This is a genomic window from Enterococcus gallinarum NBRC 100675, assembly GCF_001544275.1.
GTDB lineage: Bacteria > Bacillota > Bacilli > Lactobacillales > Enterococcaceae > Enterococcus_D > Enterococcus_D gallinarum.
On record NZ_BCQE01000001.1, the window covers coordinates 203,570 to 226,687 of the forward strand.

General features: G+C 41.8%; 26 protein-coding genes, 1 tRNA gene, 1 pseudogene and 1 other annotated feature. Of the genes and pseudogenes, 11 read left to right on the top strand and 17 right to left on the bottom strand.

The window, feature by feature from the left end:
• Nucleotides 1-24: 24 nt before the first annotated feature.
• A complete protein-coding gene (locus EG2_RS00910) occupies nucleotides 25-708 on the bottom strand; it encodes a YjjG family noncanonical pyrimidine nucleotidase (protein ID WP_060813119.1) in 684 nt (227 codons plus the stop codon).
• 13 nt (nucleotides 709-721) lie between these two features.
• Nucleotides 722-1,435: a pseudouridine synthase gene (locus EG2_RS00915; RefSeq protein WP_060813120.1), complete on the bottom strand. Its 714-nt coding sequence runs from the start codon at nucleotides 1,433-1,435 to the stop codon at nucleotides 722-724.
• Nucleotides 1,436-1,735: 300 nt separating this feature from the next.
• On the opposite strand from EG2_RS00915, the gene EG2_RS00920 reads away from it, so the two are divergent.
• From EG2_RS00920 to EG2_RS00935, 5 genes and pseudogenes are all read left to right on the top strand, one after another.
• A complete protein-coding gene (locus EG2_RS00920) occupies nucleotides 1,736-2,350 on the top strand; it encodes a 50S ribosomal protein L25/general stress protein Ctc (RefSeq protein WP_003128535.1) in 615 nt (204 codons plus the stop codon).
• A 113-nt stretch (nucleotides 2,351-2,463) separates the two neighbouring features.
• Nucleotides 2,464-2,781 (top strand): DUF960 domain-containing protein, encoded by a 318-nt coding sequence (locus tag EG2_RS00925; protein WP_060813121.1) that lies wholly within the window; start codon nucleotides 2,464-2,466, stop codon nucleotides 2,779-2,781.
• A gap of 418 nt (nucleotides 2,782-3,199) precedes the next feature.
• The gene (locus EG2_RS00930) at nucleotides 3,200-3,457 is read left to right on the top strand and encodes a hypothetical protein (protein WP_060813122.1); all 258 of its coding nucleotides are present in this window, start codon (nucleotides 3,200-3,202) and stop codon (nucleotides 3,455-3,457) included.
• Nucleotides 3,458-3,492: 35 nt separating this feature from the next.
• Nucleotides 3,493-3,618 (top strand): annotated as a pseudogene (locus EG2_RS19480) (winged helix-turn-helix domain-containing protein); the annotation flags it as partial.
• 81 nt (nucleotides 3,619-3,699) lie between these two features.
• A complete protein-coding gene (locus EG2_RS00935) occupies nucleotides 3,700-4,206 on the top strand; it encodes a hypothetical protein (RefSeq protein ID WP_249024247.1) in 507 nt (168 codons plus the stop codon).
• A gap of 182 nt (nucleotides 4,207-4,388) precedes the next feature.
• Here EG2_RS00935 and EG2_RS00940 read toward each other — a convergent pair whose 3' ends face one another.
• The 7 genes from EG2_RS00940 to EG2_RS00970 all read right to left on the bottom strand — a co-directional run bounded on the left by EG2_RS00940 (nucleotide 4,389) and on the right by EG2_RS00970 (nucleotide 9,520).
• Complete coding sequence (locus EG2_RS00940) at nucleotides 4,389-5,240, bottom strand: MetQ/NlpA family ABC transporter substrate-binding protein (protein ID WP_060813124.1); 852 nt, start codon at nucleotides 5,238-5,240, stop codon at nucleotides 4,389-4,391.
• Between the two features lie 47 nt (nucleotides 5,241-5,287).
• Nucleotides 5,288-5,974, bottom strand: coding sequence for a methionine ABC transporter permease (locus EG2_RS00945; protein WP_003128528.1), 687 nt, complete (start codon nucleotides 5,972-5,974; stop codon nucleotides 5,288-5,290).
• Nucleotides 5,967-7,001, bottom strand: coding sequence for a methionine ABC transporter ATP-binding protein (locus tag EG2_RS00950; RefSeq protein ID WP_060813125.1), 1,035 nt, complete (start codon nucleotides 6,999-7,001; stop codon nucleotides 5,967-5,969). The genes EG2_RS00945 and EG2_RS00950 overlap by 8 nt, the downstream gene beginning before the upstream one ends.
• Nucleotides 7,002-7,076: 75 nt before the next feature.
• Nucleotides 7,077-7,328: a binding site (T-box leader), on the bottom strand.
• A 72-nt stretch (nucleotides 7,329-7,400) separates the two neighbouring features.
• Nucleotides 7,401-7,739 carry a glycine cleavage system protein H gene (locus EG2_RS00955; RefSeq protein ID WP_003128526.1) on the bottom strand — a complete coding sequence of 113 codons (339 nt, stop codon included), beginning with the start codon at nucleotides 7,737-7,739 and terminating at the stop codon, nucleotides 7,401-7,403.
• The gene (locus tag EG2_RS00960) at nucleotides 7,721-8,098 is read right to left on the bottom strand and encodes an arsenate reductase family protein (protein WP_003128525.1); all 378 of its coding nucleotides are present in this window, start codon (nucleotides 8,096-8,098) and stop codon (nucleotides 7,721-7,723) included. Before EG2_RS00960 ends, EG2_RS00955 begins: the two co-directional genes overlap by 19 nt.
• Nucleotides 8,099-8,108: 10 nt before the next feature.
• Entirely contained in the window at nucleotides 8,109-9,290 is a 1,182-nt protein-coding gene (locus tag EG2_RS00965) for an FtsW/RodA/SpoVE family cell cycle protein (RefSeq protein WP_005472807.1), read from the bottom strand.
• A gap of 157 nt (nucleotides 9,291-9,447) precedes the next feature.
• A tRNA-Thr gene (locus EG2_RS00970) sits at nucleotides 9,448-9,520 on the bottom strand.
• A gap of 126 nt (nucleotides 9,521-9,646) precedes the next feature.
• Here EG2_RS00970 and EG2_RS00975 point away from each other — a divergent pair.
• A complete protein-coding gene (locus tag EG2_RS00975; protein WP_003128523.1) occupies nucleotides 9,647-9,883 on the top strand; it encodes a hypothetical protein in 237 nt (78 codons plus the stop codon).
• 188 nt (nucleotides 9,884-10,071) lie between these two features.
• Here EG2_RS00975 and upp read toward each other — a convergent pair whose 3' ends face one another.
• The 8 genes from upp to EG2_RS01015 form a co-directional block, all read right to left on the bottom strand.
• Nucleotides 10,072-10,701 (bottom strand): uracil phosphoribosyltransferase, encoded by a 630-nt coding sequence (upp, locus tag EG2_RS00980; protein WP_005472811.1) that lies wholly within the window; start codon nucleotides 10,699-10,701, stop codon nucleotides 10,072-10,074.
• Between the two features lie 132 nt (nucleotides 10,702-10,833).
• Nucleotides 10,834-12,069 carry a serine hydroxymethyltransferase gene (gene glyA, locus EG2_RS00985; RefSeq protein WP_060813126.1) on the bottom strand — a complete coding sequence of 412 codons (1,236 nt, stop codon included), beginning with the start codon at nucleotides 12,067-12,069 and terminating at the stop codon, nucleotides 10,834-10,836.
• 80 nt (nucleotides 12,070-12,149) lie between these two features.
• A complete protein-coding gene (locus EG2_RS00990; protein ID WP_060813127.1) occupies nucleotides 12,150-13,178 on the bottom strand; it encodes an L-threonylcarbamoyladenylate synthase in 1,029 nt (342 codons plus the stop codon).
• 197 nt (nucleotides 13,179-13,375) lie between these two features.
• Nucleotides 13,376-14,212, bottom strand: a complete 837-nt coding sequence (gene prmC, locus EG2_RS00995) for a peptide chain release factor N(5)-glutamine methyltransferase (protein WP_060813128.1) — start codon at nucleotides 14,210-14,212, stop codon at nucleotides 13,376-13,378.
• Entirely contained in the window at nucleotides 14,205-15,278 is a 1,074-nt protein-coding gene (gene prfA / locus EG2_RS01000) for a peptide chain release factor 1 (RefSeq protein WP_003128515.1), read from the bottom strand. Before prfA ends, prmC begins: the two co-directional genes overlap by 8 nt.
• 3 nt (nucleotides 15,279-15,281) lie before the next feature.
• A complete protein-coding gene (locus EG2_RS01005) occupies nucleotides 15,282-15,866 on the bottom strand; it encodes a thymidine kinase (protein WP_029487305.1) in 585 nt (194 codons plus the stop codon).
• Between the two features lie 122 nt (nucleotides 15,867-15,988).
• Nucleotides 15,989-16,591 carry a GNAT family N-acetyltransferase gene (locus tag EG2_RS01010; RefSeq protein ID WP_060813129.1) on the bottom strand — a complete coding sequence of 201 codons (603 nt, stop codon included), beginning with the start codon at nucleotides 16,589-16,591 and terminating at the stop codon, nucleotides 15,989-15,991.
• 49 nt (nucleotides 16,592-16,640) lie between these two features.
• Nucleotides 16,641-17,195: an AAA family ATPase gene (locus EG2_RS01015; RefSeq protein ID WP_060813149.1), complete on the bottom strand. Its 555-nt coding sequence runs from the start codon at nucleotides 17,193-17,195 to the stop codon at nucleotides 16,641-16,643.
• Between the two features lie 92 nt (nucleotides 17,196-17,287).
• Between EG2_RS01015 and msrA the strand changes: the two genes are divergently transcribed.
• The 5 genes from msrA to EG2_RS01040 all read left to right on the top strand — a co-directional run bounded on the left by msrA (nucleotide 17,288) and on the right by EG2_RS01040 (nucleotide 23,110).
• Entirely contained in the window at nucleotides 17,288-17,806 is a 519-nt protein-coding gene (gene msrA, locus EG2_RS01020) for a peptide-methionine (S)-S-oxide reductase MsrA (protein ID WP_060813130.1), read from the top strand.
• 300 nt (nucleotides 17,807-18,106) lie between these two features.
• Nucleotides 18,107-19,171: an iron-containing alcohol dehydrogenase family protein gene (locus EG2_RS01025; RefSeq protein WP_060813131.1), complete on the top strand. Its 1,065-nt coding sequence runs from the start codon at nucleotides 18,107-18,109 to the stop codon at nucleotides 19,169-19,171.
• A gap of 268 nt (nucleotides 19,172-19,439) precedes the next feature.
• The gene (locus tag EG2_RS01030; protein ID WP_029487306.1) at nucleotides 19,440-20,846 is read left to right on the top strand and encodes a TrkH family potassium uptake protein; all 1,407 of its coding nucleotides are present in this window, start codon (nucleotides 19,440-19,442) and stop codon (nucleotides 20,844-20,846) included.
• Nucleotides 20,847-21,096: 250 nt separating this feature from the next.
• Nucleotides 21,097-22,446 carry a Mur ligase family protein gene (locus EG2_RS01035; protein WP_060813132.1) on the top strand — a complete coding sequence of 450 codons (1,350 nt, stop codon included), beginning with the start codon at nucleotides 21,097-21,099 and terminating at the stop codon, nucleotides 22,444-22,446.
• Nucleotides 22,439-23,110: a type 1 glutamine amidotransferase gene (locus tag EG2_RS01040; RefSeq protein ID WP_003128503.1), complete on the top strand. Its 672-nt coding sequence runs from the start codon at nucleotides 22,439-22,441 to the stop codon at nucleotides 23,108-23,110. Before EG2_RS01035 ends, EG2_RS01040 begins: the two co-directional genes overlap by 8 nt.
• Nucleotides 23,111-23,118 lie beyond the last annotated feature (8 nt).

Consider the following 23,118-nt stretch of genomic DNA (forward strand, 5'->3'; position numbering starts at 1 on the left):
AAATTACTATCCATTTTTAAGAAATCAGCTTTTTAATAACGATGGCAATTGATCCAACGACTGGATCTCATAGGTTGGGAGAACTGTTGAAGCTACTTTTTTGTTAGGATTCAGCCAGATTGTATCGATCCCTGACAAATGTCCGCCCAAAATATCTGAAGACAATGAGTCACCAATAATGACTGTTTTTTGTTGCTCAAAATTAGGAATCCGGTCAAAAACATAGGTGAAGAATTCTTTCATTGGTTTTTGATAACCTGTATCTTCTGATACAAAGATATCCTGAAAATAAGGCATTAACTTAGCATCTGACAGCCGGCGGTATTGGGTTTTAGAGACACCATTAGTTACAACATATAAATCAAACTTGTCAGCCAATTCGGCCAACACTAGCTGACTATTGCCTAATAATTTATGCCCTTGATCCAAGTAAGAACGATAGTGTTTTTCCATCGCTTCACTGTCGACGATTCGCCCATACTTTTTAAAAAATAAGCCAAATCGTTCATTGACTACTTGGTCTCTAGACAGCTTCCCTTGTTCAAATTGTTGCCACAATCTGTGATTGACCTCTTGATAAGTCTGTTTCATTTCGAGATCCATCGTCAGACCTTGTTCCGCGAAAAGAGCCATCAGCGCTTCATGTTCAGTATCTTGGAAATCAAGAATCGTATCATCGACATCAAATAACAGTGTTTTATAAGTCATAGTCTCCTCTTTCTCAGCGAAAATAATTCGCTAGGCTTTCTAATTCAAATTGGGCGAGATCCCGGTATTCTCCGGACAATAGATCCCCTAGTTCCAAAGGACCAATTGCAACTCTTTTTAAGGCAATCACTTTTTTCCCTCTTGCTAAAAACATCTTCTTCACTTGATGGAACTTCCCTTCAGCAATCTCTAGATGAACAAAGGACCGCCTACCTGAAGTCATCTCTATGGTCAATTTGGCAGGCTGACAAACGACACCTCCATGAAAAACGATGCCTTGAGCAAAAGCAGCCACATCTTCCGCTGTTACCGGACCATTGACAACGACATCGTATCGTTTCGGCACTTTCTTGTTTGGGTGCAATAACTCATAGCCTAACTGTCCATTCGTCGTCAACAATACCAATCCTTCTGTATCGCGATCCAAACGTCCCACTGCATAAAGTGTCGCCTGTCGGTCTTCTGGCTGTAAAAGATCAATGACTGTGGGATGCTGGTGATCTTTATTTGCTGTCACTACCCCCGCTGGCTTATTGAGTAAATAATACACATCTCTTGTTTGCAGCAGTACCCCAGCAACCTTGATTTCATGCAATCGGCTGTCGACATTTCGAGAAGGGTTCCGTTCGATTTGCTGATCCACCAAGACTTTCCCTTGTTGAAAAAGACGTTTCATTTCTTTGCGAGAGGTCGCTAACCGCTCTTCTATCAGTTTGTCTAAACGCATTGTTTTCTCTCCATCTTGGCTATTATAGCTCAGATTTAATTGCTTGCAAATCCTCGACTCATCATTTCATTTGACTTTCTTCGACTTTCCACGTAAGGTTAAAGAGTAAAGTAAATAAAGTTTCTCATACACAGCGTTACGACCTGGTGGAGAAAAGTTGAACCAAAACTTTCTGGGGCAGTTGTGTAAACAACTGCCCTTTTGCGTGTTTTTACTCACGTACCACTTAATGTGCAGAGTTAACAAAATTTGCTTAAAAACATCCCGTTTTTTTCGGGAAATTTTAGGAGGAATTGAGTTATGTCAGTATCATTAGAAGTTACGAAAAGAGAAGTTCGCCCCCGTTCATTACGGAACAAATTGCGTCACGAAGGAAAAGTACCTGCTATCGTGAATGGTTATCAAGTAGACAGTACTCCAATTGCAGTCAATGCAGCGGAATTAGAAAGACTGCTACGTGAAAATGGTTTGAATACCGTAATCACTATGAACTTAGAAGGCAAGAAAGTAAATACACTGATCAAAGAATTTCAATCAGACACGTTCACTCGTGCATTGACCCATGTTGAATTCATCTCAGTCGATATGAATGAAGAAACTGAGGTAGAAGCTGAATTGACCTTAGTTGGTGATGCAGCAGGCGTGAAAGCCGGCGGCGTATTGACACAAAACTTATACAGTGTCGTTGTATCCGCAACACCAGATAAATTACCTGAACGTATTGAAGTTGATGTCACTGGACTTGAAATTGGTGACGCGTTGACTGTAGGCGATTTAGAGAAAAATGATGATTATACGATCGTCACAGAAGCCGAAGAACAAATCGTTGCTGTTGCTGAAGCACAAGAACTTTCAGAAGATGACGAAAACGGTGAAGCAGCAGAACCAGCTGTTATTGGTGAAGATCAAGAATAATTTTTGCTAGAAGTAAAGAATAAGACCATTCCTTGGGGAGTGGTCTTATTTTAAACAAGTTGATTCTATCTTTCGATTGCACGACCGACTTTATCCTCAAGGAGGGAACAACCATGTTTGAACCATTTGACAGTGGCCGCAGCCGCTATGCTTCTGGCGGTATCGTCCAAACCATGCCGGGAGAATTGATCGATAGTTTATGGCTGATCATTGACTTGGATCTGAAAGGCGTTATTCCGTTAGAAAATCTATTAACTTTTCACGTAAAAAATAATGACGGCCGTGTTAGTATTCATTTTTCACAAGATGATCGCCGTGCTGGGATGTGTATCGATCTGCCGATTGCTTACAATGAGTATTTGCCTCAAACCGTTTATGCCTATGACGATGGTCAGCGCCAAACCATTTTATTGCCTAGTGAAGCAAGCTGATCTTCTATGATTTATTTCTCTGCATTACGTACAAAATATCCAGCGAGTGAGGGATAGCTAGACACTTTCTGCTAGGCTTAAGGTATTCTTAGCCTAGTAGTTTTTTTAGTGTTGCCCTACTATTGTTCAGCTATTCAGTTGTTCGGTTGTTCGGTTCTTTTGAGTCTGCTTTTAAGCGGCCCTGCTTGCAGGATCACCCAATTTCCCCTTCCATCATTTCCTACTATGAATCCAGAATCCCTGTTTTTTTCCTTGCTTTCTTCATTTTTTTCTCTTTTTAGCTGATTAGCTCCATATCTGTCTCTTTGTAATGAAAATTATTTATTAAACTTTGATGATTATTCTTTTCTAAAAAAACCAAGAAACTAGTTATCCACTATAATAAATGTAATCTCATCCGAAAGAGGTGATTCACAACTTGGAGGATTTTCTCGAGAAAGAAGTGTTGCGCATGTTGCGTCTGATCCGTAGTCTTTTCAAAGAAAGTCCGCTCCCCCTCCAACAAGCAGCCCTGCAACAAGGGATCTCCGTCAAGACTATTAGACGGATGATCGCCAGCGAGTTAGGTCTCAAGTTACCAATCAAATTTTTGATTAAAAAAGGCCAACTTGATTATTTACAGACGGAAGCAATGCCGGTTGCTGAGTTACAAAAAAAGTCATCGCTTCTCTTGTAAAAAAGAGCAGTAACTATCGTATTCTTAACACCCAGCTGGAAGAACCTTCGTTGACTTATCCATTATTATGCAGAAAATGCCACCTGAGTCCTTCCAGTGTCAATCGACGTTTCACTGCTCTATCATCCTCTTTGGCAGCGTATCACTTATCTCTGAATCGCAAGCATTTTCCACTTTTACAAGGGAACGAAATACAAATCCGTTTTTTCTATTATCAATTGTTGCGCTGGATGTGTCCACACTTGATAAAAAATTCCAGTGAGGCCTTCTTTTGTATCAAAACAATCCATGAAAAAAGAAAAGCGGTTTATCCGTTGGAAAATGGGATCGCATTAGCTACAGTTTCTCCAAAAAACTTTGTCCCTGCCTATTATTTGCGCCATGAACGCAACTATCTTTTCTTATGGAAACAATTACTTGGACTTGAAGCCTTCTATTTATCTGAAGAAGATACCTACTTGCTGAACCAAATATTTGCTGCAGAACTGCTCAAAGAACGTCTGGGAAGTGACTCCTTTCAAATCTGTCTGGTCAAAATCACTCAAATCCACTTGCTCTGTGCTTTATTAGAAGGCAATCTGATCTTGTTGAAAGCGAGTAGATCACTTTCACCTGATACCCTCACACTCATTCGTCTGTTTCTGGGCCAGCTCCCCCACTACGATCAATTATTAAAAAAGCACCCAGAATTGCCGCTGCTGTATGAAATGATCTGGCATAACCGCTCTGTTTTGCTAGATTGGAATTAAAAAAGAGCAGTGACAAAAGTATGAAACAAACCACCTAACCGAAGCGTAAAGAGATTACTCCTGCGATTCAGGAGGTCTTCGACGCAAGATTGCGAGGAAGGTCAAATCTCTTTATCATTTAGTACGTTTCGTCTGTTTTTAACTTATGTCACTGCTCTGTTTGTACTGCTTAATGAATGAAACTATTTTGCGTCCGCATCAACGATTTTCACAGAACCTTGCCATTGTTTTTCGACAAAGTCTTTGATTTCGTCAGAGTGAAGCACTTCAACCAATTTTTTGATTTTATCGCTGTTTTCGTCGCCACTGCGAACGGCAATCACATTGACATATGGTGAATTATCAGCTTCTAATAAAACAGAATCATCTGCTGGATTCAAATCGATCCCAAAAGCAAAGTTTGCATTGATTGCCACTAGGTCTGCTTCATCATTTTGGTAAGCCGTTGCCAATAGTGAAGGATCAATATCATGCTTGAATTCTAATTTCTTTGGATTTTCAGAAATATCATCAAATGTTGCTGTTTCAGCATCGACACCATCTTTCAACTTAATCACACCAGCATCTTGTAAAATCGTTAAGATACGACCCCAATCGGATTCCGAATTTGAAGTAATCACGGTTGCACCTTCAGCTAATTCAGAAATGTCAGAGATCCGTTTTGAATACAACCCCATCGGTTCGATATGAACCGCTCCTGCATTAACAAAGTCATAGCCATTATCGGCAATTTGCTTGTTCAAGTAAGGGATATGTTGGAAATAGTTGGCATCGATATCGCCATTTTCTAAAGCTTTGTTTGGCAAGATGTAATCATCGAAGGTTTTGATTTCTAAATCGATTCCTTCTTTTTCCAACAATGGTTTTGCTTGTTCTAAAATTTCTGCATGGGGTGTGACAGATGCTCCCACCACCAATTTTGTGTTTTCTCCACTAGCTGACGTTGAATCGGCGCTGTTATTTGAACCTGTACCGCAGGCTGCTAAAGCGAATGTTAACAATACTGTTGTTGCAAAACCAAAAATCTTTTTCATTTTTATTCCTCCCAATTTTCTGTTTGATGTTTTTCTTTTTCAGCCAATCAGCGTTTGTCTGTTGCTTTTGTCAAAAAGTCGCCGATTGCTTGTAAGATAAAGACAATAATTAAAATAATCACTGTTGCTACAAGCGTCACAGTGTAATTTCCCCGTTGAAAACCTTCTTGCCAAGCCAATGAACCAAGACCTCCGGCACCGATCGCCCCTGCCATGGCTGTGTAACCAATCATTGAAATGGTAGTGACAGTGATGCCCGAAATCAATGCTGGGACACTCTCAGGAATGATAATCTTATAAATAATCTCCCAGTAACTTGCCCCCATCGCCTCGGCAGCTTCAATTACACCTGGACTTACTTCTCGAAAGGCAATCTCTACTAACCGTGCATAAAAAGGAGCTGCTGATAGAACCAATGCTGGAATCGCAGCTTTTGCCCCTAAGAAGGATCCTACCAATAGTGTCGTGAACGGTATAATCAAAACCATCAAGATCATAAACGGAGTTGAACGAAACACGTTACTGATAATCGAGACTAAGGTATAGGCAAAGCGTGATCCAAATGTTTGCTTGCGACCTAATGAATAAAGAGCCAATCCTAGTATTAGTCCAATCACAATGACTAGTACCATAGAGAAGAATGTCATAAATAACGTATCGATCGTCGCTTGTTGCATGTTTGCCCAATCGATTTTTTCAAAATCAAAATAGGTTTCTGAAAATGATTTACCCACGCTCGATCACCTCCACGCCTACTTGTTCTTGCGCAAAAAAGCGCAATGCTTTATCGATTTCTGGTGTTTCACCGGTCAATAGAACGGTTAATGCGCCAAAAGAGCCTTCATTCGTTTGCTGAATCTTGCCATAAACAACATTGACATCAATCAGATACTTTCGGATCGCTTGCGAAATGATTGGTTCATTCGCATTGTCTTCCGTAAAGGTCAATGTCACTAAGCGGCCATGGGGATTTTCTCTTAAAAAGGCTTGACGCAATTCCTCGGGATCTTCTTCTGGCTCCAAATCCTGCTGCACAAAGCGCTTAGTCACAGCTTGTTGCGGATGACGAAACACCGAGTGTACGGAACCTTCTTCAACGATTTTGCCTAATTCCATTACAGCTACTTTATTGCAGATTTTGCGAATCACGTTCATCTCATGGGTGATCAGCACAATTGTCAAATTCAGTTTTTTGTTGATGGACAGCAGTAAATCCAAAACTTCTTCGGTTGTCTGAGGGTCAAGTGCACTGGTTGCTTCGTCGCATAGCAAGATTTCTGGCTCATTTGCTAACGCGCGGGCAATTCCTACCCGTTGTTTTTGGCCACCTGACAATTGGGAAGGGTAAGCTTTTTCGCGTCCTTCTAACCCGACAAGTTTTACCAGTTCTTGTGCCCGCTCGCGGCGTTTGATTTTGGGGATCCCTGCCAATTCTAATGGTAATTCGATATTTTCCAATACTGTTCGTGACCACAAGAGGTTAAAGTGTTGAAAAATCATTCCAATTTTTTTACGAAAATCCCGTAGTTCTTTGTTCTTCAAGGCTAAAATATTTTGGCCATTGATCACTACATCACCAGCTGAAGGAAGTTCTAATCCGTTCAATAGACGAACCAATGTACTTTTGCCGGCACCTGAATAACCAACGATGCCATAAATATCGCCTTTTTCCACTTGCAGAGAAACATCATTGACGGCATGGACTGCGCCACTTTTACCGTCAAAGGATTTCTTTACGTGGGTCAATTCGATTAATGCCATAAATTTCCCATCTTTCTTTATTCATTCACTAGTTAAACACAAAAAAAGCTTTCATCCTTTGTACATTATACTGTTACAAAGGACGAAAGCACAACTTCCGTGTTACCACCTTGATTTACTGTCGACTCGCATCAACAGCCTCTTCCAGTACTTGAATTTCTTCGCATACTGTTGCACAGTAACGGGTGCATCCCGTGATAGGCTTGTCCTTAGACTCACCCATCCTGCTCAAAGACCATCTTCCATCTTCTCTTCGTTGCCCATTTACACCAAACAGGGCTCTCTGTGTACGTCAAGAACATGTACTCTTCTTTTCAAAGCATTCATTTATTGAGCAAATTATAGCAACGTCTCAATCTGCTGTCAATTCTTTTTGTAAATCAGTGGTTGGATCTTGTTTTATAATTCGTCAAATTGACTTGGATCAACATCTTTAAAGCTGACTAGCCAAGCATTCATTTCATCGCTGTCGTTTAAGATATCAACGTTTTGATCGATTTTTTCATTTACAGAAGAAATCACACCTGTTAATGGGCTTGGAAATTCACTGACAGCTTTTTCTGCTTCCAACTCCACTAGCGTATCTCCTTGTTTCAAGGCTGTACCAACTTTTTTCAAAGAAGCAAAAGACACAGCACCTAATTCTTCTTGTGCTTCTTTTGTCAAACCAACACAGTATTCTTTGCCATTGAACAGTACCCACAAATTATCTTTTTTTCTCAAGCATTTCTTTTCCATGATTCTAACAAGACTCCTTCATATTCTTTTTCTTTAAACCCATTGATCAAAAAGCGATCTTCACTAATCAACAACGGGCGTTTGATCAACATGCCGTCTGTGGCCAACAAAGTTGCGGCTTCTTCATTCGACAACGTTGGTACTTTCTCTTTCAAACCTAATTCACGATATTTCATTCCGCTTGTGTTAAAAAAGCGGCGAGCTGGCAAGCCGCTAGAGGTGATCCATTGTAACAATTGCGCCTTCGTAGGCACCTCTTTGATCATGTCAATGGCCTCATAGGGAATCCCATTTGCTTCTAGCCAAGCTTTCGCATTTTTACATGTACTGCATTTCGGATACCAGTAAAATGTGATCATAGCTATCTCCTTACAAGGTTTTTGGTGTACTCTCAGCCTGATAGCGCATCGATAAAATCAAGCCAATGCCGATCATGTTACTTAATAATGCCGATCCCCCTTGACTGATGAAGGGTAATGGAATACCTGTCAAAGGCAATAAGCCAATATTAGCACCGATATTTTCAAAGACATGGAACAAGATCATCATGATGATCCCGGTAGCAAGATAGGCATAAAATTCATTGTTTGTATCAAAACAAACCCGAATCATTCGGTAAATCAAAATGAAATATAATAAAATCACAAAGGCACTGCCGACAAACCCAAAGTTCTCTCCGATCACAGAGAAAATCATATCTGATTCACGAACTGGCACGTAGACATCACTCACATTGAACCCTTTACCGAACATCCCACCAGACCCAATGGCCATTAAAGCATAAGCTAGTTGGAAAGACTGGCCTTGAGTATCGTGAAACGGATCTAACCAAGAATCGATACGTGCAAACTGATATTCTTTAAAGCCGACATTATAGAGAAACTCTCGTCCCATATCTGTTGTGACTAAAAAGATGGTCCCGCCCCCTATCAAAACAAAAGCGGCGATAACTGGGATCACGATCTGCCAAGAAATCCCCGACATCAAAAAGATCCCACCAAAAATAGCTAAGAAAACTAACATCGTTCCAAAGTCTTTTTGCAGCATGACTAAAACTAGGACCGGAATGGTTACAGCTAACATTTTAGCGATCAATAAGCCATCCGTCTTTAAATCTCGATCTCGATGACGAACATTGTGATGGGTGACCACCAGCGCCAACATCATGATAAAGGCAATCTTCATCAATTCCGAAGGCTGGATCGTAAAGGAGCCAAAACGCAGCCAGTTTCGCGAGCCCGTAGAGTCGGCTAACCCTGCATCATAGAACTTCAAGAGTCCCAGCATTACCAGCAATCCTGCTCCGTAAATATAGGGAGTCAACTTCCACAACCACTTGGATTTTATATGCATGATCACTATAATTGCGATAACTCCTAGTACATACCATAAAGCTTGAAATCCTAAGGTTTTCCCCACGGATGGATTCCTTGGGTCATTCGTCAATGCGACATACAATGACGCAAACCCAATCAAGCACAATAAAAATACGGGTAATATCACACCGTAGTCAATTCGATTATCATTCTTTTTTATTCGTGTATTTTCCATGCCCACACTCTCTTCTGTAGAATCTTTATCCATTATAGTGATGTTTGCGCAGAAAAGAAAGGATTCCCCGTTCTCATTCAGAAAAAATTTAGAAACTTTAAAGTTTTCTCTAAAAAAATCATCTAAAAAAAGAAGCAGTCTAATTAGACTGCTTCAATGCCAGCTGCAGGATTCGAACCTGTGACCTACGCGTTACGAGTGCGTTGCTCTACCAACTGAGCTAAGCTGGCAACTAACACAAAGAAGATTATAAGAAAAAAACACAACTTTGTAAAGAGAAGTTTAGGGAAAAAATAGGATTACTGAAAATTTTCAAAAAATGTGGTATAATTTAATTATATCAAGGAGGTTTTTACATGGCAACATTTGGTAAGTTCGAAACAACCGTTGTCCCATCAGCTGAAGGTGCAAATTTTGAGGTCGCTACTCCTGTCATGTTCACGATCCATGGAATAAAACAAACCGGTACAGTCACTAAGCAGCTTAAGAACTCTGCGGTTGTTGAATTGAATCAGACAGCGGAGAATCAAAAGCTTGTTACACAAAGTAATGGTGTATTGATCATTAATTATAAACAGTTAACGAAAATGTAGTTCGTTCAAAAGGAGACTGGGACAAAAGTGTTAATCTCCTAGAAATAAGGAGAAATACGCAGAAATTGCTTTTCAAATTTTTTGGTAGTTCGATTTATTTCCGAAGGAGTTGCTTCTGCTCCCAGCGTTTAGACGTGTTTAGAGCGTGGAACAAAAGTGTTTTTCACTTTTGTTTCACGCTCTTTCTTTTATTTTGTTCCAAACAAACGGTCACCAGCATCGCCTAATCCAGGAACGATGTAGCCATGTTCATTCAAGCGGTCATCTAAGCTTGCTGTGTAGATATCCACATCAGGATGGGCATCTTGCAATGCTTTCACACCTTCTGGCGCAGCAACTAGGCAAACAAACTTCATGTTAGAAGCGCCGCGTTTTTTCAACGCATCGATGGCCATGATCGCTGAACCACCAGTTGCTAACATTGGATCAACAATAAATAACTGACGAGTGTCGATGTCTTCAGGCAATTTAACGAAATACTCATGTGGTTCAAGGGTTTCTTCATCACGATACATACCAATGTGTCCTACTTTAGCCGCTGGGATCAACTCTAAAATACCGTCGACCATGCCTAGTCCGGCCCGTAGAATCGGTACGATTGCTACTTTTTTACCACTAAGTGTTTTTTGGGTCGATTCTTCGATCGGTGTTTCGATCACTACATCTTCGAGGGGCATATCCCGTGATACTTCATACGCCATCAACATGGCGATTTCATCGACAACTTCACGGAACACTTTCGTTCCACAGTTCTTGTCGCGGATCATTGTTAATTTGTGTTGAATCAAGGGGTGGTCAATTACTTGGAATTTACCCATTTTAAAAGTCTCCTTTGGTTTTTCTTTTATTTTAAAGCAAATCAACGATTGATACAACCTTGCATCACGTCATAGCCATATTCCTTCAAAAAAGGATCTGAGCAACGGCTCAAACCCTTTTCCTGCTACATCTTAATACAACGGATACTTGTCCGTCAACTCTTTCACTTGTGCTTTTGCTTCTTCCAAAACAGCCGTATCTTCAGGGTGTTCCAACACTTTGACGATCAGTTTTGCTACTTCTACAGCATCTTCTTCTTTGAACCCACGGCTAGTGATTGCCGGTGTGCCAACACGAATACCGCTCGTTTTAAATGGGCTAAGGGTTTCAAATGGAATCGAATTTTTATTGACTGTGATGTTGACTTGGTCAAGCAATGCTTCGGCTTCTTTTCCGTTAAGCTCAAATCCTCGCACATCAATCAGCAATAAATGATTGTCCGTTGCACCAGAAACAAGCCGCGCTTGCGGCGCTTGATTGAACACTTTTGCCATTGCTTGCGCATTTCTGATCACTTGCTCTGAATAAGTCTTGAAGTCTTCATCCAATGCTTCTTTGAATGCGACTGCCTTGGCAGCGACCACATGTTCCAAAGGTCCGCCTTGAATGCCAGGAAAGACTGCACTGTTGATTTTTTTCGCTAAGTCTTCGTCATTGGTCAAAATCAAGCCGCCACGAGGACCTCTAAGGGTCTTATGGGTCGTAGAAGTAGTGATATCTGCATAAGGAACTGGATTTGGATGTAGACCAGCAGCAACTAACCCTGCGATATGTGCCATATCTACCATCAACTTAGCACCGACTTCATCAGCAATTTCACGGAATTTGGCAAAATCGATTGTTCGTGAATACGCACTGGCACCAGCAACGATCAATTTTGGTTGATGTTTTCTCGCTAAGATCCGTACGACATTATAATCAATCACTTCAGTCGCTGGGTCTACGCCATAGCTAACAAAGTGATAGGTTTTCCCACTAAAATTGACTGGAGAGCCATGGGTCAAATGCCCACCTGCGGATAGATCCATGCCCATCACCGTATCTCCTGGTTCAATCAACGCTAGATATGCTGCAGTATTGGCTTGTGAGCCTGAGTGAGGCTGTACGTTTGCATAGGCCGCACCAAAAAGTTCTTTGGCACGATCAATTGCTAAATTTTCAACAACATCGACAAATTCACAACCACCGTAGTAACGGCGACCTGGATATCCTTCGGCATATTTATTTGTTAAAATACTGCCTTGAGCCGCTCTTACACCTGCGGAAACGATATTTTCAGATGCGATCAATTCTAAATTGTTTTGTTGGCGATCCGCTTCCTTTTCAATGGCTTGCCATAAATCAGGATCAAACGTTTGATAGTCCATTCATACAACACCCCTTTACCTTAATGCTAGCATTGTATCATATTTCCTAAGCACTACCTATGATCAAAGCAGCGTTTTTTCTATTTTACCTGAAAAAAATTTTGATTGGCTGCTTTTTTCAAGCGATTCATATAGGCGCTGCCCATCCCTGTCTCAGGAAAAGCGGCCGCTAAAATGATCTCCAAGCCAGCGATCGATTCATCTAAGGCTCGCAAACCTGCAAAAAGTCCTTTTGCTGCTGCCTCAACCGTGTCGTCCGCATACATGTAAACAGCTGCTGTTTCAAATCTGGCTGTCTCACAAATTGATGGGCCTGCCAAGACACCAGCTCGCAATCGATGCTGCTTGACCCAATCGAGTGCTGCTGGCCAGTCCTCTGACTGAACCATCACAACCTTTGTATCCGGAGCATAATGTTTGTATTTCATTCCCGGTGCTTTGGGTCTTTCACTTTCAGATACTAGATGTTTATCTATTTCGACTTCACTGCCTAAAACCGTTTCTAATTGTTCTTTGGTCACGGCTCCTGGTCGCAAAATCATTGGGTTTGCTGCCGGATCACTTAAATCCAAGACTGTTGATTCAACTCCGATACTAGTAGCCCCATCATCGATCACACCAGCTATCTTTCCTTTCAAATCATGCAATACATGTTCAGCTGAGGTCGGACTTGGCTTGCCAGAGGTATTTGCGCTAGGTCCGACTAGTGGGACATGTGCCTGTTTAATGACTGAAAGTGTTTTTTTATTCGCTGGCATACGGAATGCCGCTGTGGATAACCCCCCGGTCACAATAGGCGGTAAACTGTTATTTTTGATAGAAAAAATCAATGTTAGGGGGCCAGGCCAAAACTTTGCCATCAATTTTTCCGCTGCTGGATGCAAGTTATCCACATAATCCTTCAGTTGTTCCGGGTCGGCGAGATGGACAATCAATGGGTTGTCACTAGGTCTTCCTTTAACGGCATAGACTTGTGTTACCGCTTCAGGCAAAAGAGCGTTGGCGCCTAAGCCATACACTGTTTCTGTAGGAAAAGCAACTAATCCACCCGCGGCTAAAATTTTTGCTGCTTCGGATAATTGTTCTTCACTGAATTTTTTTGTTTCCACAGTTTATCCACATCCTTATTTTGAGGGCTTCCACACTTATCAACATTTTTTCGGTTTTTATCCACATTTTGTGGATAAGTCGTTTGTCAAGTGTGGATAACCCTGTTTATAACTTTTATTCGCAAGTAAGTCTTACTCTATCACTGTTTTTTATCAAAAAAATTTTTCAAAAAAAATGGTTGTCCACATGCTGTGGATTATTGTACTGCGACCATCCGATCTTTTCCAGATAAATCTTGAATAACCGCAACTTTTTTATCTGGAAAAGCTTCCGCAAAAATACGCTGGACAGATTTGCCTTGCTGAAAACCGATTTCCACGAAGATTTTTCCGTCAGGTGTCAATAACTTCTTTGCCTGGTCTGCGATCTTACGATACATCACTAGACCATTCTCCGCTGCAAAAAGGGCCATTTGGGGTTCAAACTGACGCACACTGGCATCCATCAGCTCCCACTCCTGCTCACTGATATAAGGCGGATTTGATACAATGATGTCCCATGATTGATCCCTCACTGGTGTCAGGGTGTCGCCTTGATAAAAAGCGACCTCTGCACCTAATTGCGCCGCATTCTCTTTAGCTACCGCCAATGCGGCCTCTGAAAGATCAACAGCAGCGATTTGCCAGTGAGGACGTGCCAATTTCAAAGAGACCGCGATCGCACCTGTCCCTGTCCCAATATCTACGACCCGCAAATTCTCTGCAAGTTCTGTTTGCTCCAGACATAAAGCGACTAATTCTTCTGTTTCCGGTCGAGGAATCAATGTGTCTTCTGTTACTTTGAAACGATGGCCATAAAACTCTTCATAGCCTAAAAGGTATTGGGGGGGACGATGCGCTAAAAGCTGCTCCAGATCTGCTTCAATTTGCACTTCATCAGCTGGTGAAATTTGCTGATCCATATGCAGCAACCAATCTAGTTTTTGCCAATTTTTACGAGCCAGAAAAAGGTATTGGATCGCATACCCTTCTAGTCCCTTTGTTTCTAAAAAAGAAGAAGCCCGTGAAAGGACTTCTCGATAGGTTTTACCCATTTTGCATTTCTTCCAATTTTGATGTTTGATCGTACATGATCAATGCATCAATGATCTCATCAAGTTTTCCAGCCAAAATTTGATCCAATTTTTGGATAGTCAACCCGATGCGGTGGTCCGTCACCCGATTTTGCGGAAAGTTATACGTGCGGATCCGTTCAGAACGATCCCCAGTTCCCACTGCTGATTTACGATTTGCATCGTATTCGCTTCGTGCTTCTTGCTGGATTTGGTCGTATACTCTTGCCCGCAAGACTTTCATCGCTTTCTCACGGTTCTTCAACTGCGAACGCTCATCCTGCATGGCAACGACGATACCAGTCGGCAAGTGTGTCAAGCGGACAGCTGATGCCGTTTTGTTGACGTGCTGACCACCAGCGCCTGAAGCATGATAGATATCTGTTCGGATATCTTTATCAGCAATATCGATCTCTACTTCTTCTGCTTCTGGCATCACGACTACGGTTGCCGTAGATGTGTGGATTCGTCCTTGAGATTCTGTCGACGGCACGCGTTGTACCCGATGCGCGCCACTTTCATATTTCAATTTTGAATAGACATTCTCACCGCTGATCATCATGATGACTTCTTTGTAGCCGCCGATGCCGGTAACGTTGGCATCCATCACTTCGACTTTCCAACCTTGTGTTTCCGCATATTTCTGATACATATTAAAGAGATCTCCAGCAAATAGTGCCGCTTCATCTCCACCGGCAGCCCCGCGAATTTCCATGATAATGTTTTTGTCATCATTGGGATCTTTAGGTAATAATAAGATTTTGATGCGGTCTTCAAGAACATCTTTTTCTTTTTTCAAGTCAGATAGTTCTTCTTTAGCCATTTCTGCCATTTCTGCATCCAAGTTTTCGCCCAATAGTTCCTCTGTATCTTTGATGCCCTCAACGACTTCTTTGTAACGGCGATACACTTCGACCGTCTCTCGGGTATTTGCTTCTTCTTTGGACAACTGCATGAACCGTTTCGTATCTGAAATGACAGCAGGATCACTAAGCAGTTCGCCTAGTTCTTCATAACGGTCTTCAATCGCTTGTAACTGATCGTACATGTTTTATTCTCCTTCTTTTTTGATTCCAGGGTGAAAATAGTGTTTGCGACAAACAGGGTAATAGGCTTCATTACCGCCGATTTGAACTTGATCGCCTTCATAGACTGGTTTACCGTCAATGTAATGCAGATTCATGGTCGCCTTTTTGTGGCAGAACCAGCAGATCGTTTTCATTTCTTCAATTTTATCTGCATAAAGAAGCAGATATTTAGAACCTTCGAATAATTCGTTGCGAAAATCATTTTTCAAACCAAATGCCATCACAGGAATGCCTAATTCGTCTACGATTTTAGTAAACGCCAAGACATGGTGTTTTTTCAAAAACTGTGCCTCATCAATCAAAATGCAATAGGGTTGATAACCTAGATCTTTTACTAAATGATACAAATCGGTCTCATCGAAAATCGGAATGGCGTCACGCTCTAACCCAATACGACTGGAAACTGTTCCGATCCCGCTTCGGGTATCGATGCCGCTGGTCATAATCACGACCGGCTTGTCTTGTTCTTCATAATTATGTGCAACTTTTAAAATCTCGATCGTTTTTCCACTATTCATCGCGCCATATTTAAAAAAAAGTTGTGCCATCTTGCCCATCCTTCCTGATACTCCTTTGGTATTATACTTGAAAACAAGGAATTTTTACAGGTTTAAATTCAGAAGTCGCTAAGAGGGGTACTGAACGGAACGATGCCTGCAAATGATTGGCTTTACTGCCCGTTTTCCTTCTGCGCCACGTCTCTCAAAATAGTCAATACTTGATCGTACTCGGGATTCATCTGTCCCTGATAGTCTGTGTCAATAAGTTTGAAGCCTAGTTGTTGATACAGTCCAATCGCCGCATGACTCCATGTTTGCGTATGAAGATAAATAGCGGCAGCAGACTCTTCGGAATCTGCCGTTTGTTGCTGGCATGTTTCTAAAACTTTGGTTACCAAGCCGCGAGCGATCCCTTGTCTTTGAGCGCTGGGAATGACTGCTACCCAATGAACGAGCGGCACAATGCTGCCATCTTGTTTCTTCTTCCACCAAGCAGTCGCTGTTCCTACCTTTGTTCCTTCTGGATCCACTGCAAAAAACATTCGTTGCGGCAATTGAGATTCATAGGGGAGAAAGTCTTTTTCAAAATACGCAAGTGCCGCGGCTTCTGTATCAAATTCTCCCACCGCTGTCTCAATCCGCGCCCACTCACTCGCATCACCGGATTGATAAGGTTGAATGATGTAGTTATTTGAGGCAGGGACCGGTGCTACTTCATCCGCAGCCATGCGCTCCATCCAAATTTCTGCATAAGGAATTGATTTGTCTAACATAGAGATACCTCGCTTTAGTTTTTTGGAAAACAGATCGTTTGCTTCAAGGCTATTCTTGAAACTGTTTCGTATCCTCCAAGATCATCGTGATCATTTCAGATATTGTCTGCTTCTCTGTAAATATCTTCTCTTTTGAGAGGACTGATTTATTACTCGTATCATTGCTCTCGGACGCTATGCCGTTTTCCCCAAAAAGAAGGTCTTTTTCGAGCCACCACTTTTGTAGCGATGATTCGGGAAAAAATGCCCGCTGCGGCCGTGTTCGGTGTCTTTCAATCGTTGTTTGAAAAGGCACATCAAAATAATAAATGAGACACTTCTCAAAGGATTCTAGTAAAAAGAGCAAGAAGTCCTGGTATTTTTCACGGGCAAAAATCCCCTCAACGATGATGAAAGGAACCTTCCCTCGCGCATATAAAAGAGCCTCCATCATTAGACCTACAGCATGATTATTAGGTGTATCCTTCACGTGAAAAATTTCTCGACGAAATACATCCTGTGAGATCAACACCGCTTCTGCCCCTAATTGTTGATGCAGCGCCTTTGCTACTGTCGTTTTGCCGCTGCCAGAATTCCCCCGCAATAAAATGACGATCGTGTCCACAGCAAACCTCGCTTTCTTTGGCCGTTTCTTGTAAGCATATCGCTTGTCTTTCTCTATAAGAAGCATACCATAAAACCAAAGGAGGAATCACAATGAAAGATACTGCAATTTTTGCCGGTGGCTGCTTCTGGTGTATGGTCAAACCTTTCGATTCTTTACCAGGAATTCTTTCGGTAGTCTCAGGTTTTACCGGTGGACATGTCCCTCATCCTACCTATCAAGAAGTAACAACTGGAACCACAGGACATACAGAAGCCGTAGAAATCACTTTCAATCCTGAACAAATAACGTATGAAGAACTCGTGGCTATCTATTGGCAACAAACCGATCCTACAGATGCCTTTGGACAATTCGCAGACCGTGGGGACTCTTACCGTCCAGTCATCTATTACAATAGTGAAGAACAACGAAAAATCGCAGAAGCTTCAAAAGCCGCTTTGCAAGCAAGTGGCCGCTTTACAGATCCAATCGTGACAACAATCGAACCTGCTGAACCTTTCTATCCAGCAGAAGACTATCATCAAGATTTTTATAAGAAAAATGCGGCGCATTACAACGCCTACCGTGAAGGTTCAGGACGAGCTGGTTTCATCCGTCAAAACTGGACATAACCTATTTTGAGAAGCGGCAGTTTGAATATTCCTTTAGTTTTCTGAGATAGAAATAGTGCTGTTGTCTCACCCAACAGCTGACCCTCAAAAGGAGAGCATCTTCGCAAAACAGTCTTAATTATGCGAAGACTAGCCAGAACAAGCCCTCCTTTGAGAGGGTCTTTTTTTATGTCTGTCTGCGCTAGTTGACTTTGGTCTGACTGATTTTAACGAGACGGCTCAAAAGAAAAATTGACAGCAGGAGCTATTCCACGTTACACTAGTTAGAAAATTCTGACGATTGCAAAGGAGTGTTGTGTTATGTTAGCCAATGAAGTCCGCCCTGGACCAAACCGGTATATTACTGGTGAAGGAGTTCTTTTTGATCTACCAGAGTATCTCAATGATTTTGATCAGGTTGCCGTCATTACTGGCGATCAATCATTTGACGTTTTTCAAACCTATTATCCGCATCCATTTGACTATCCTGTTTATCGCTATGATGGCTCCTCAAGTTATGAGAATGCTCAGGAGTTAGCGGATAAGATCAAACATGCAGATGTCCTGCTTGCGATCGGTGGTGGACGTGTCGCAGATACCGCAAAAATTACTGCAGAAAGAATGGGAGCGGAGCTGATCGTCATCCCTACATTGGTTTCCAACTGTGCACCCTTTACTCCTGTGATCGTCGCCTATTACCCAGACCACACAATCTGCAAGATCGATTATGCCAAAAAAGGGGCTTATATGACGATCGTCGATACTCGATTCTTGCTAGCAACACCCGTGGATTATTTCATTGCAGGCATCGCAGACACGCTAGCTAAGTATTATGAAATGGAAGCCATTGTACGCACGATGGCAGAAGAAGATAAAACAGCCTTAGTTCGGCTTGGTTTTCAAAGTGCAAAACTAATCAAAGAACTCTTGATCGCAGATGCCATCCAAGCAGTCACTGATTTAGAAGCCGGGCGCTTGACGCCAGCTTTTGCGCGAATCACAGATGCCATCATCGCTTTAGCAGGAGAAGTTGGTGGATTTGCTGTAGAGTTTGGCAGAACTTCTGGCGCCCACGCATTACATGACGGCTTATCTTATCTGAGTGAAACCCACAGTGTCCTCCATGGCAATAAAGTGGCCTACTGCATCTGGGTACAACTTGCCTACACCAACGATTTTGCTGTTATCGAGGAACTGCGTCCTTTCTACGAAGCATTGCACTTACCTATGAAACTAAAGGACTTGCATGTCTCTCGTGTGGATCGCGCCTATTTTGCACCTGTTTTGACTTATGCCGTTAAAGAAGAAGAAACATTTGTCCTGATCGACCCAACGATCACTCCAGAAAAAGTCTTTCGCGCAATCGAAGCGGTGGAAGCACTCTAACTAACAGCTCTCTTCAAAAAAACTGTATGCCCGATAAGTCTGTTGGGCTTACAGTTTTTTGTCCGACTCACCGCTATCTTCTAGTACTCTCTCAATGACAGGCTACCGTCTTCTCTGTTCCAGTGATTGTTTTGCGGCGCTATCTCATATTTTTGCAAAGCGTTTCTTTGATGATATTGGCTGCTACTTACTTTCGATCTTGCTTTCTTTTGAAACTGCTTGGTTCTTTGGTATACTGTGGGTAGTTTATTTAGTGAGGAGACTAGTTATGAATTTCACGCGGTTTGCTCGTCTGACACAACGCAAAAGCAAATATTTTATTGCCCAAAATGTTTCTTCGATCCAAGTGATCGTTTTTTACTATATTCTGATGACGATTATTTCCTTAGGTTTATTTTACCTTCCCTTTTTTCGTGAACCTCGTTCTCATGCTTCCTTCATCGATATGTTTTTTATGGCAGTCAGCACGGTCAGTGTCACCGGATTGACGACATTCCCTATCGATGATGTGTTCAATGATCGCGGTGTAGTGCTTCTTGAAGTTCTTTTTCAAGTGGGTGGACTAGGGATTATGATGATCTCCACTTTCTTTGCGATCGTTTCTCGGAGAAAGATCTCGTTGAAGCAGCGTCAGTTGATTATGACGGATATGAATCAGCCAAAGCTAAGCGGAATCGTGCGGATGATTCGAATCACGTTTACGATCATCTTACTTTGCCAAGCCATCTCTGGCGCTATTTTTTCTATTTATTTTTATTTTAATGGCTATTATGACAATTGGCGGGATGCCCTATTTTATGGTTTTTACCAAGCTATTTCCGCGGTCACAAACTCTGGCTTTGACGTGACAGGAAATTCCATTTTACCTTTCGCTCATGATTATTTCTTTTTGATTTGTATCATGTTTTTGATTTTTATCGGTGGGATTGGGTTTCCAGTGATTATGGATTTCCGAGAATGGGCCCTCTTCAAGCTGAAAAAAAATCGCCGACAACTGCCTTTTCGCTTTTCATTGTTTACAAAAATCGCGATGTTGGCTTTTGTGATTTTGTTTATCGGTGGAACGATCGCCATTTATTTCCTAGAGAAAGACCATCTGTTCAAAGATTACGGCTTTAGCAGCACCTGGATCAACAGTATGTTTTATTCCATGACTACTCGTAATGCTGGACTGCAAATCCATGATTTAGGGAACTTTCAGACCACGACATTGATCGTTTTTTCGTTACTAATGTTTATCGGTTGTAGCCCAAGTTCAGTTGGTGGCGGGATTCGTACGACAACGATCGCCATTATTGGTCTTTATCTTTATGCCTTCTTAAAGAGTGAAGACAATATCAACATATTTGGCCGACGGATCGATGAAGACGATGTGCGTAAGTCTGTTGTTGTCTTCATGTTATCCTTAGGAATGTGCTTTTTCTGCGTATTATTTTTGACTGCCACTGAAGATATCCCGTTGATTGCCATCATTGTCGAAGTAGCTTCTGCGTTTGGGACCACCGGTTTATCGTTAGGGATCACCGATGATCTCTCAAGTGTGGGTAAGTTAGTGATAGCCTTACTGATGTTCATTGGACGTGTAGGTATGCTTTATACGTTGTTGTTGTTTGTGCCAAAAGAAACCCGAGATTTAGGTTATGAATACCCAACCGAGAAGATTATTATTGGTTAAACAGCCAGTAAAATGGCGCTATTGAAGATTCTAAGCGTTGTATCTTAAAGTCGTGAGCCTTCCACAAGCGTGTTGAAACGGCAGAGACATCTTGTTTGTAACGAATGTCTCTGCCTTTTTTGGTACAATAAACTGAACTCTTTGCAGAAACTTAAAGAAATCGAAAAGCCGTTTAACCTTTTTTAGAACATATGGTATGATAAATTGAATTTAAACTAAAAAGACAATCATCTCGTTTGGAGGTTCAACTATGGGGTTAAGAAGTCAACTGGCTGTCACAGTCGGTAAGACCTCTCAGTGGGTATTAAAAAACTTTTTTAAAGGCGGATCAAGTCTGCCAGGGAAAATAGCATTAAAAATCGATCCGCATATTTTAGATCATCTAGCAAAAGATTATCAAGTTGTCGTTATCACTGGTACGAACGGAAAAACCTTGACTACTGCATTGACGGTGAATATTTTACGGCAAGAATTTGATGATGTGCTGACAAATCCAACAGGTGCCAATATGGTCCAAGGAATCGTTTCTACTTTCTTATCTGCCAAACCAAAAGGCGGCAAAAAGTTTGCAGTACTAGAGATTGATGAAGCTAGTCTTAGCAAAGTAACGAAGTATATCAAACCTGAACTATTTGTCTTCACGAATATTTTTCGCGATCAGATGGACCGTTATGGTGAAATCTATACAACATATAAAATGATCGTTGAAGGAGCAGCAAATTCACCGACGGCCACCATTCTATGTAATGGTGATTCCCCGTTGTTCAATTCTGTCACTACTGTTAATCCAAGAAAGTATTATGGCTTTGATCACTTACCTGATCAGGAGCAGATGGCCCATTACAATACAGACGGGGTTCTTTGTCCAGAATGCCACCACATCTTACATTACCAAATGATTACCTATGCGAATCTAGGCAAATACTATTGTCCAAACTGCGGCTTCAAACGTCCAGAACTAGACTACAAACTGACAGCCATCACAGCAATGGACAATACTTCTGCTGATTTTGTCATTGATGGGAATTCATATGGAATCGAAGTTGGCGGCATGTACAATGTCTATAACGCATTGGCAGCGACCGCTGTAGCGGAATATTATCAAGTCGCACCTGAAAAAATCAGAGCTGGATTGGCCTATGATGAAAAAGTCTTTGGCCGTCAAGAAGTCATTACCATTGATGGCAAAGAGTGTACACTCGTGTTAGTCAAAAATCCGGTAGGCCTGAATCAAGTGATCGATATGATCGGCTTATCTCCGTATCCTTTTTCTCTCGTCAGTCTCTTGAATGCAAATTATGCGGACGGCATTGATGTTAGCTGGATCTGGGATGGAAATCATGAAGCATTTGCCGAAATGGCGATTCCTCAAGTCATTGCTGGCGGTGACCGCCATCAAGATATGGCGCTGCGTTTAAAAGTAGCAGGAATTCCCGAAGAAAAGATCACCGAAACAAAAGACCTTGATGAGGTCATTAAAGATATCGCCAATCTACCAACTGAAAAAGTCTATATCCTAGCAACCTATACTGCTGTTTTGCAACTACGCAAAAAATTGGCAGAAAAAGGCTATATCAAAGGGGGGATGGATCGTGGCTAATTATCGTTTGAATGTTGCTCATCTTTACGGGAATTTGCTGAACACTTACGGGGATAATGGCAATTTGTTGATGTTGCGTTATGTAGCCGAAAAAATGGGTGTAGAATTCATTTCGGAAGTCGTCAGCATCCATGAACCATTTGACCCGAAGAAGTATGACTTAGTCTTCTTTGGCGGCGGACAGGATTTTGAACAACTGATCGTTTCTGAAGATATCCAAACAAAAAAAGAAGCATTGACGGAATACATTGAGAACGATGGAGTCATGTTGGCCATTTGTGGCGGGTATCAGTTGTTAGGTCATTACTACATGGGAGCTAACGGAGAGAAAATCAAAGGAATTAGTGCCTTGGATCATTACACATTGAGTCAAGAAAACAATCGCTTCATCGGAGATATCGTTATCCATAATGAAGAATTCGATGAGACCTATTATGGTTTTGAAAATCACAATGGTCGGACGTTTCTTGGCAAAGGTGAGAAACCACTAGGTAAAGTCGTAGAAGGCCAGGGAAACAATGGCGAGGATCAAACAGAAGGCGTGGTCTACCGCAATGTTTTTGGTTCCTATTTCCATGGTCCACTACTTGCCCGGAATGAACATTTGGCAGAACGCTTAATACGCACTGCCTTAAAAAACCGCTATGGTTCGATTGACATTTGATCAAAATA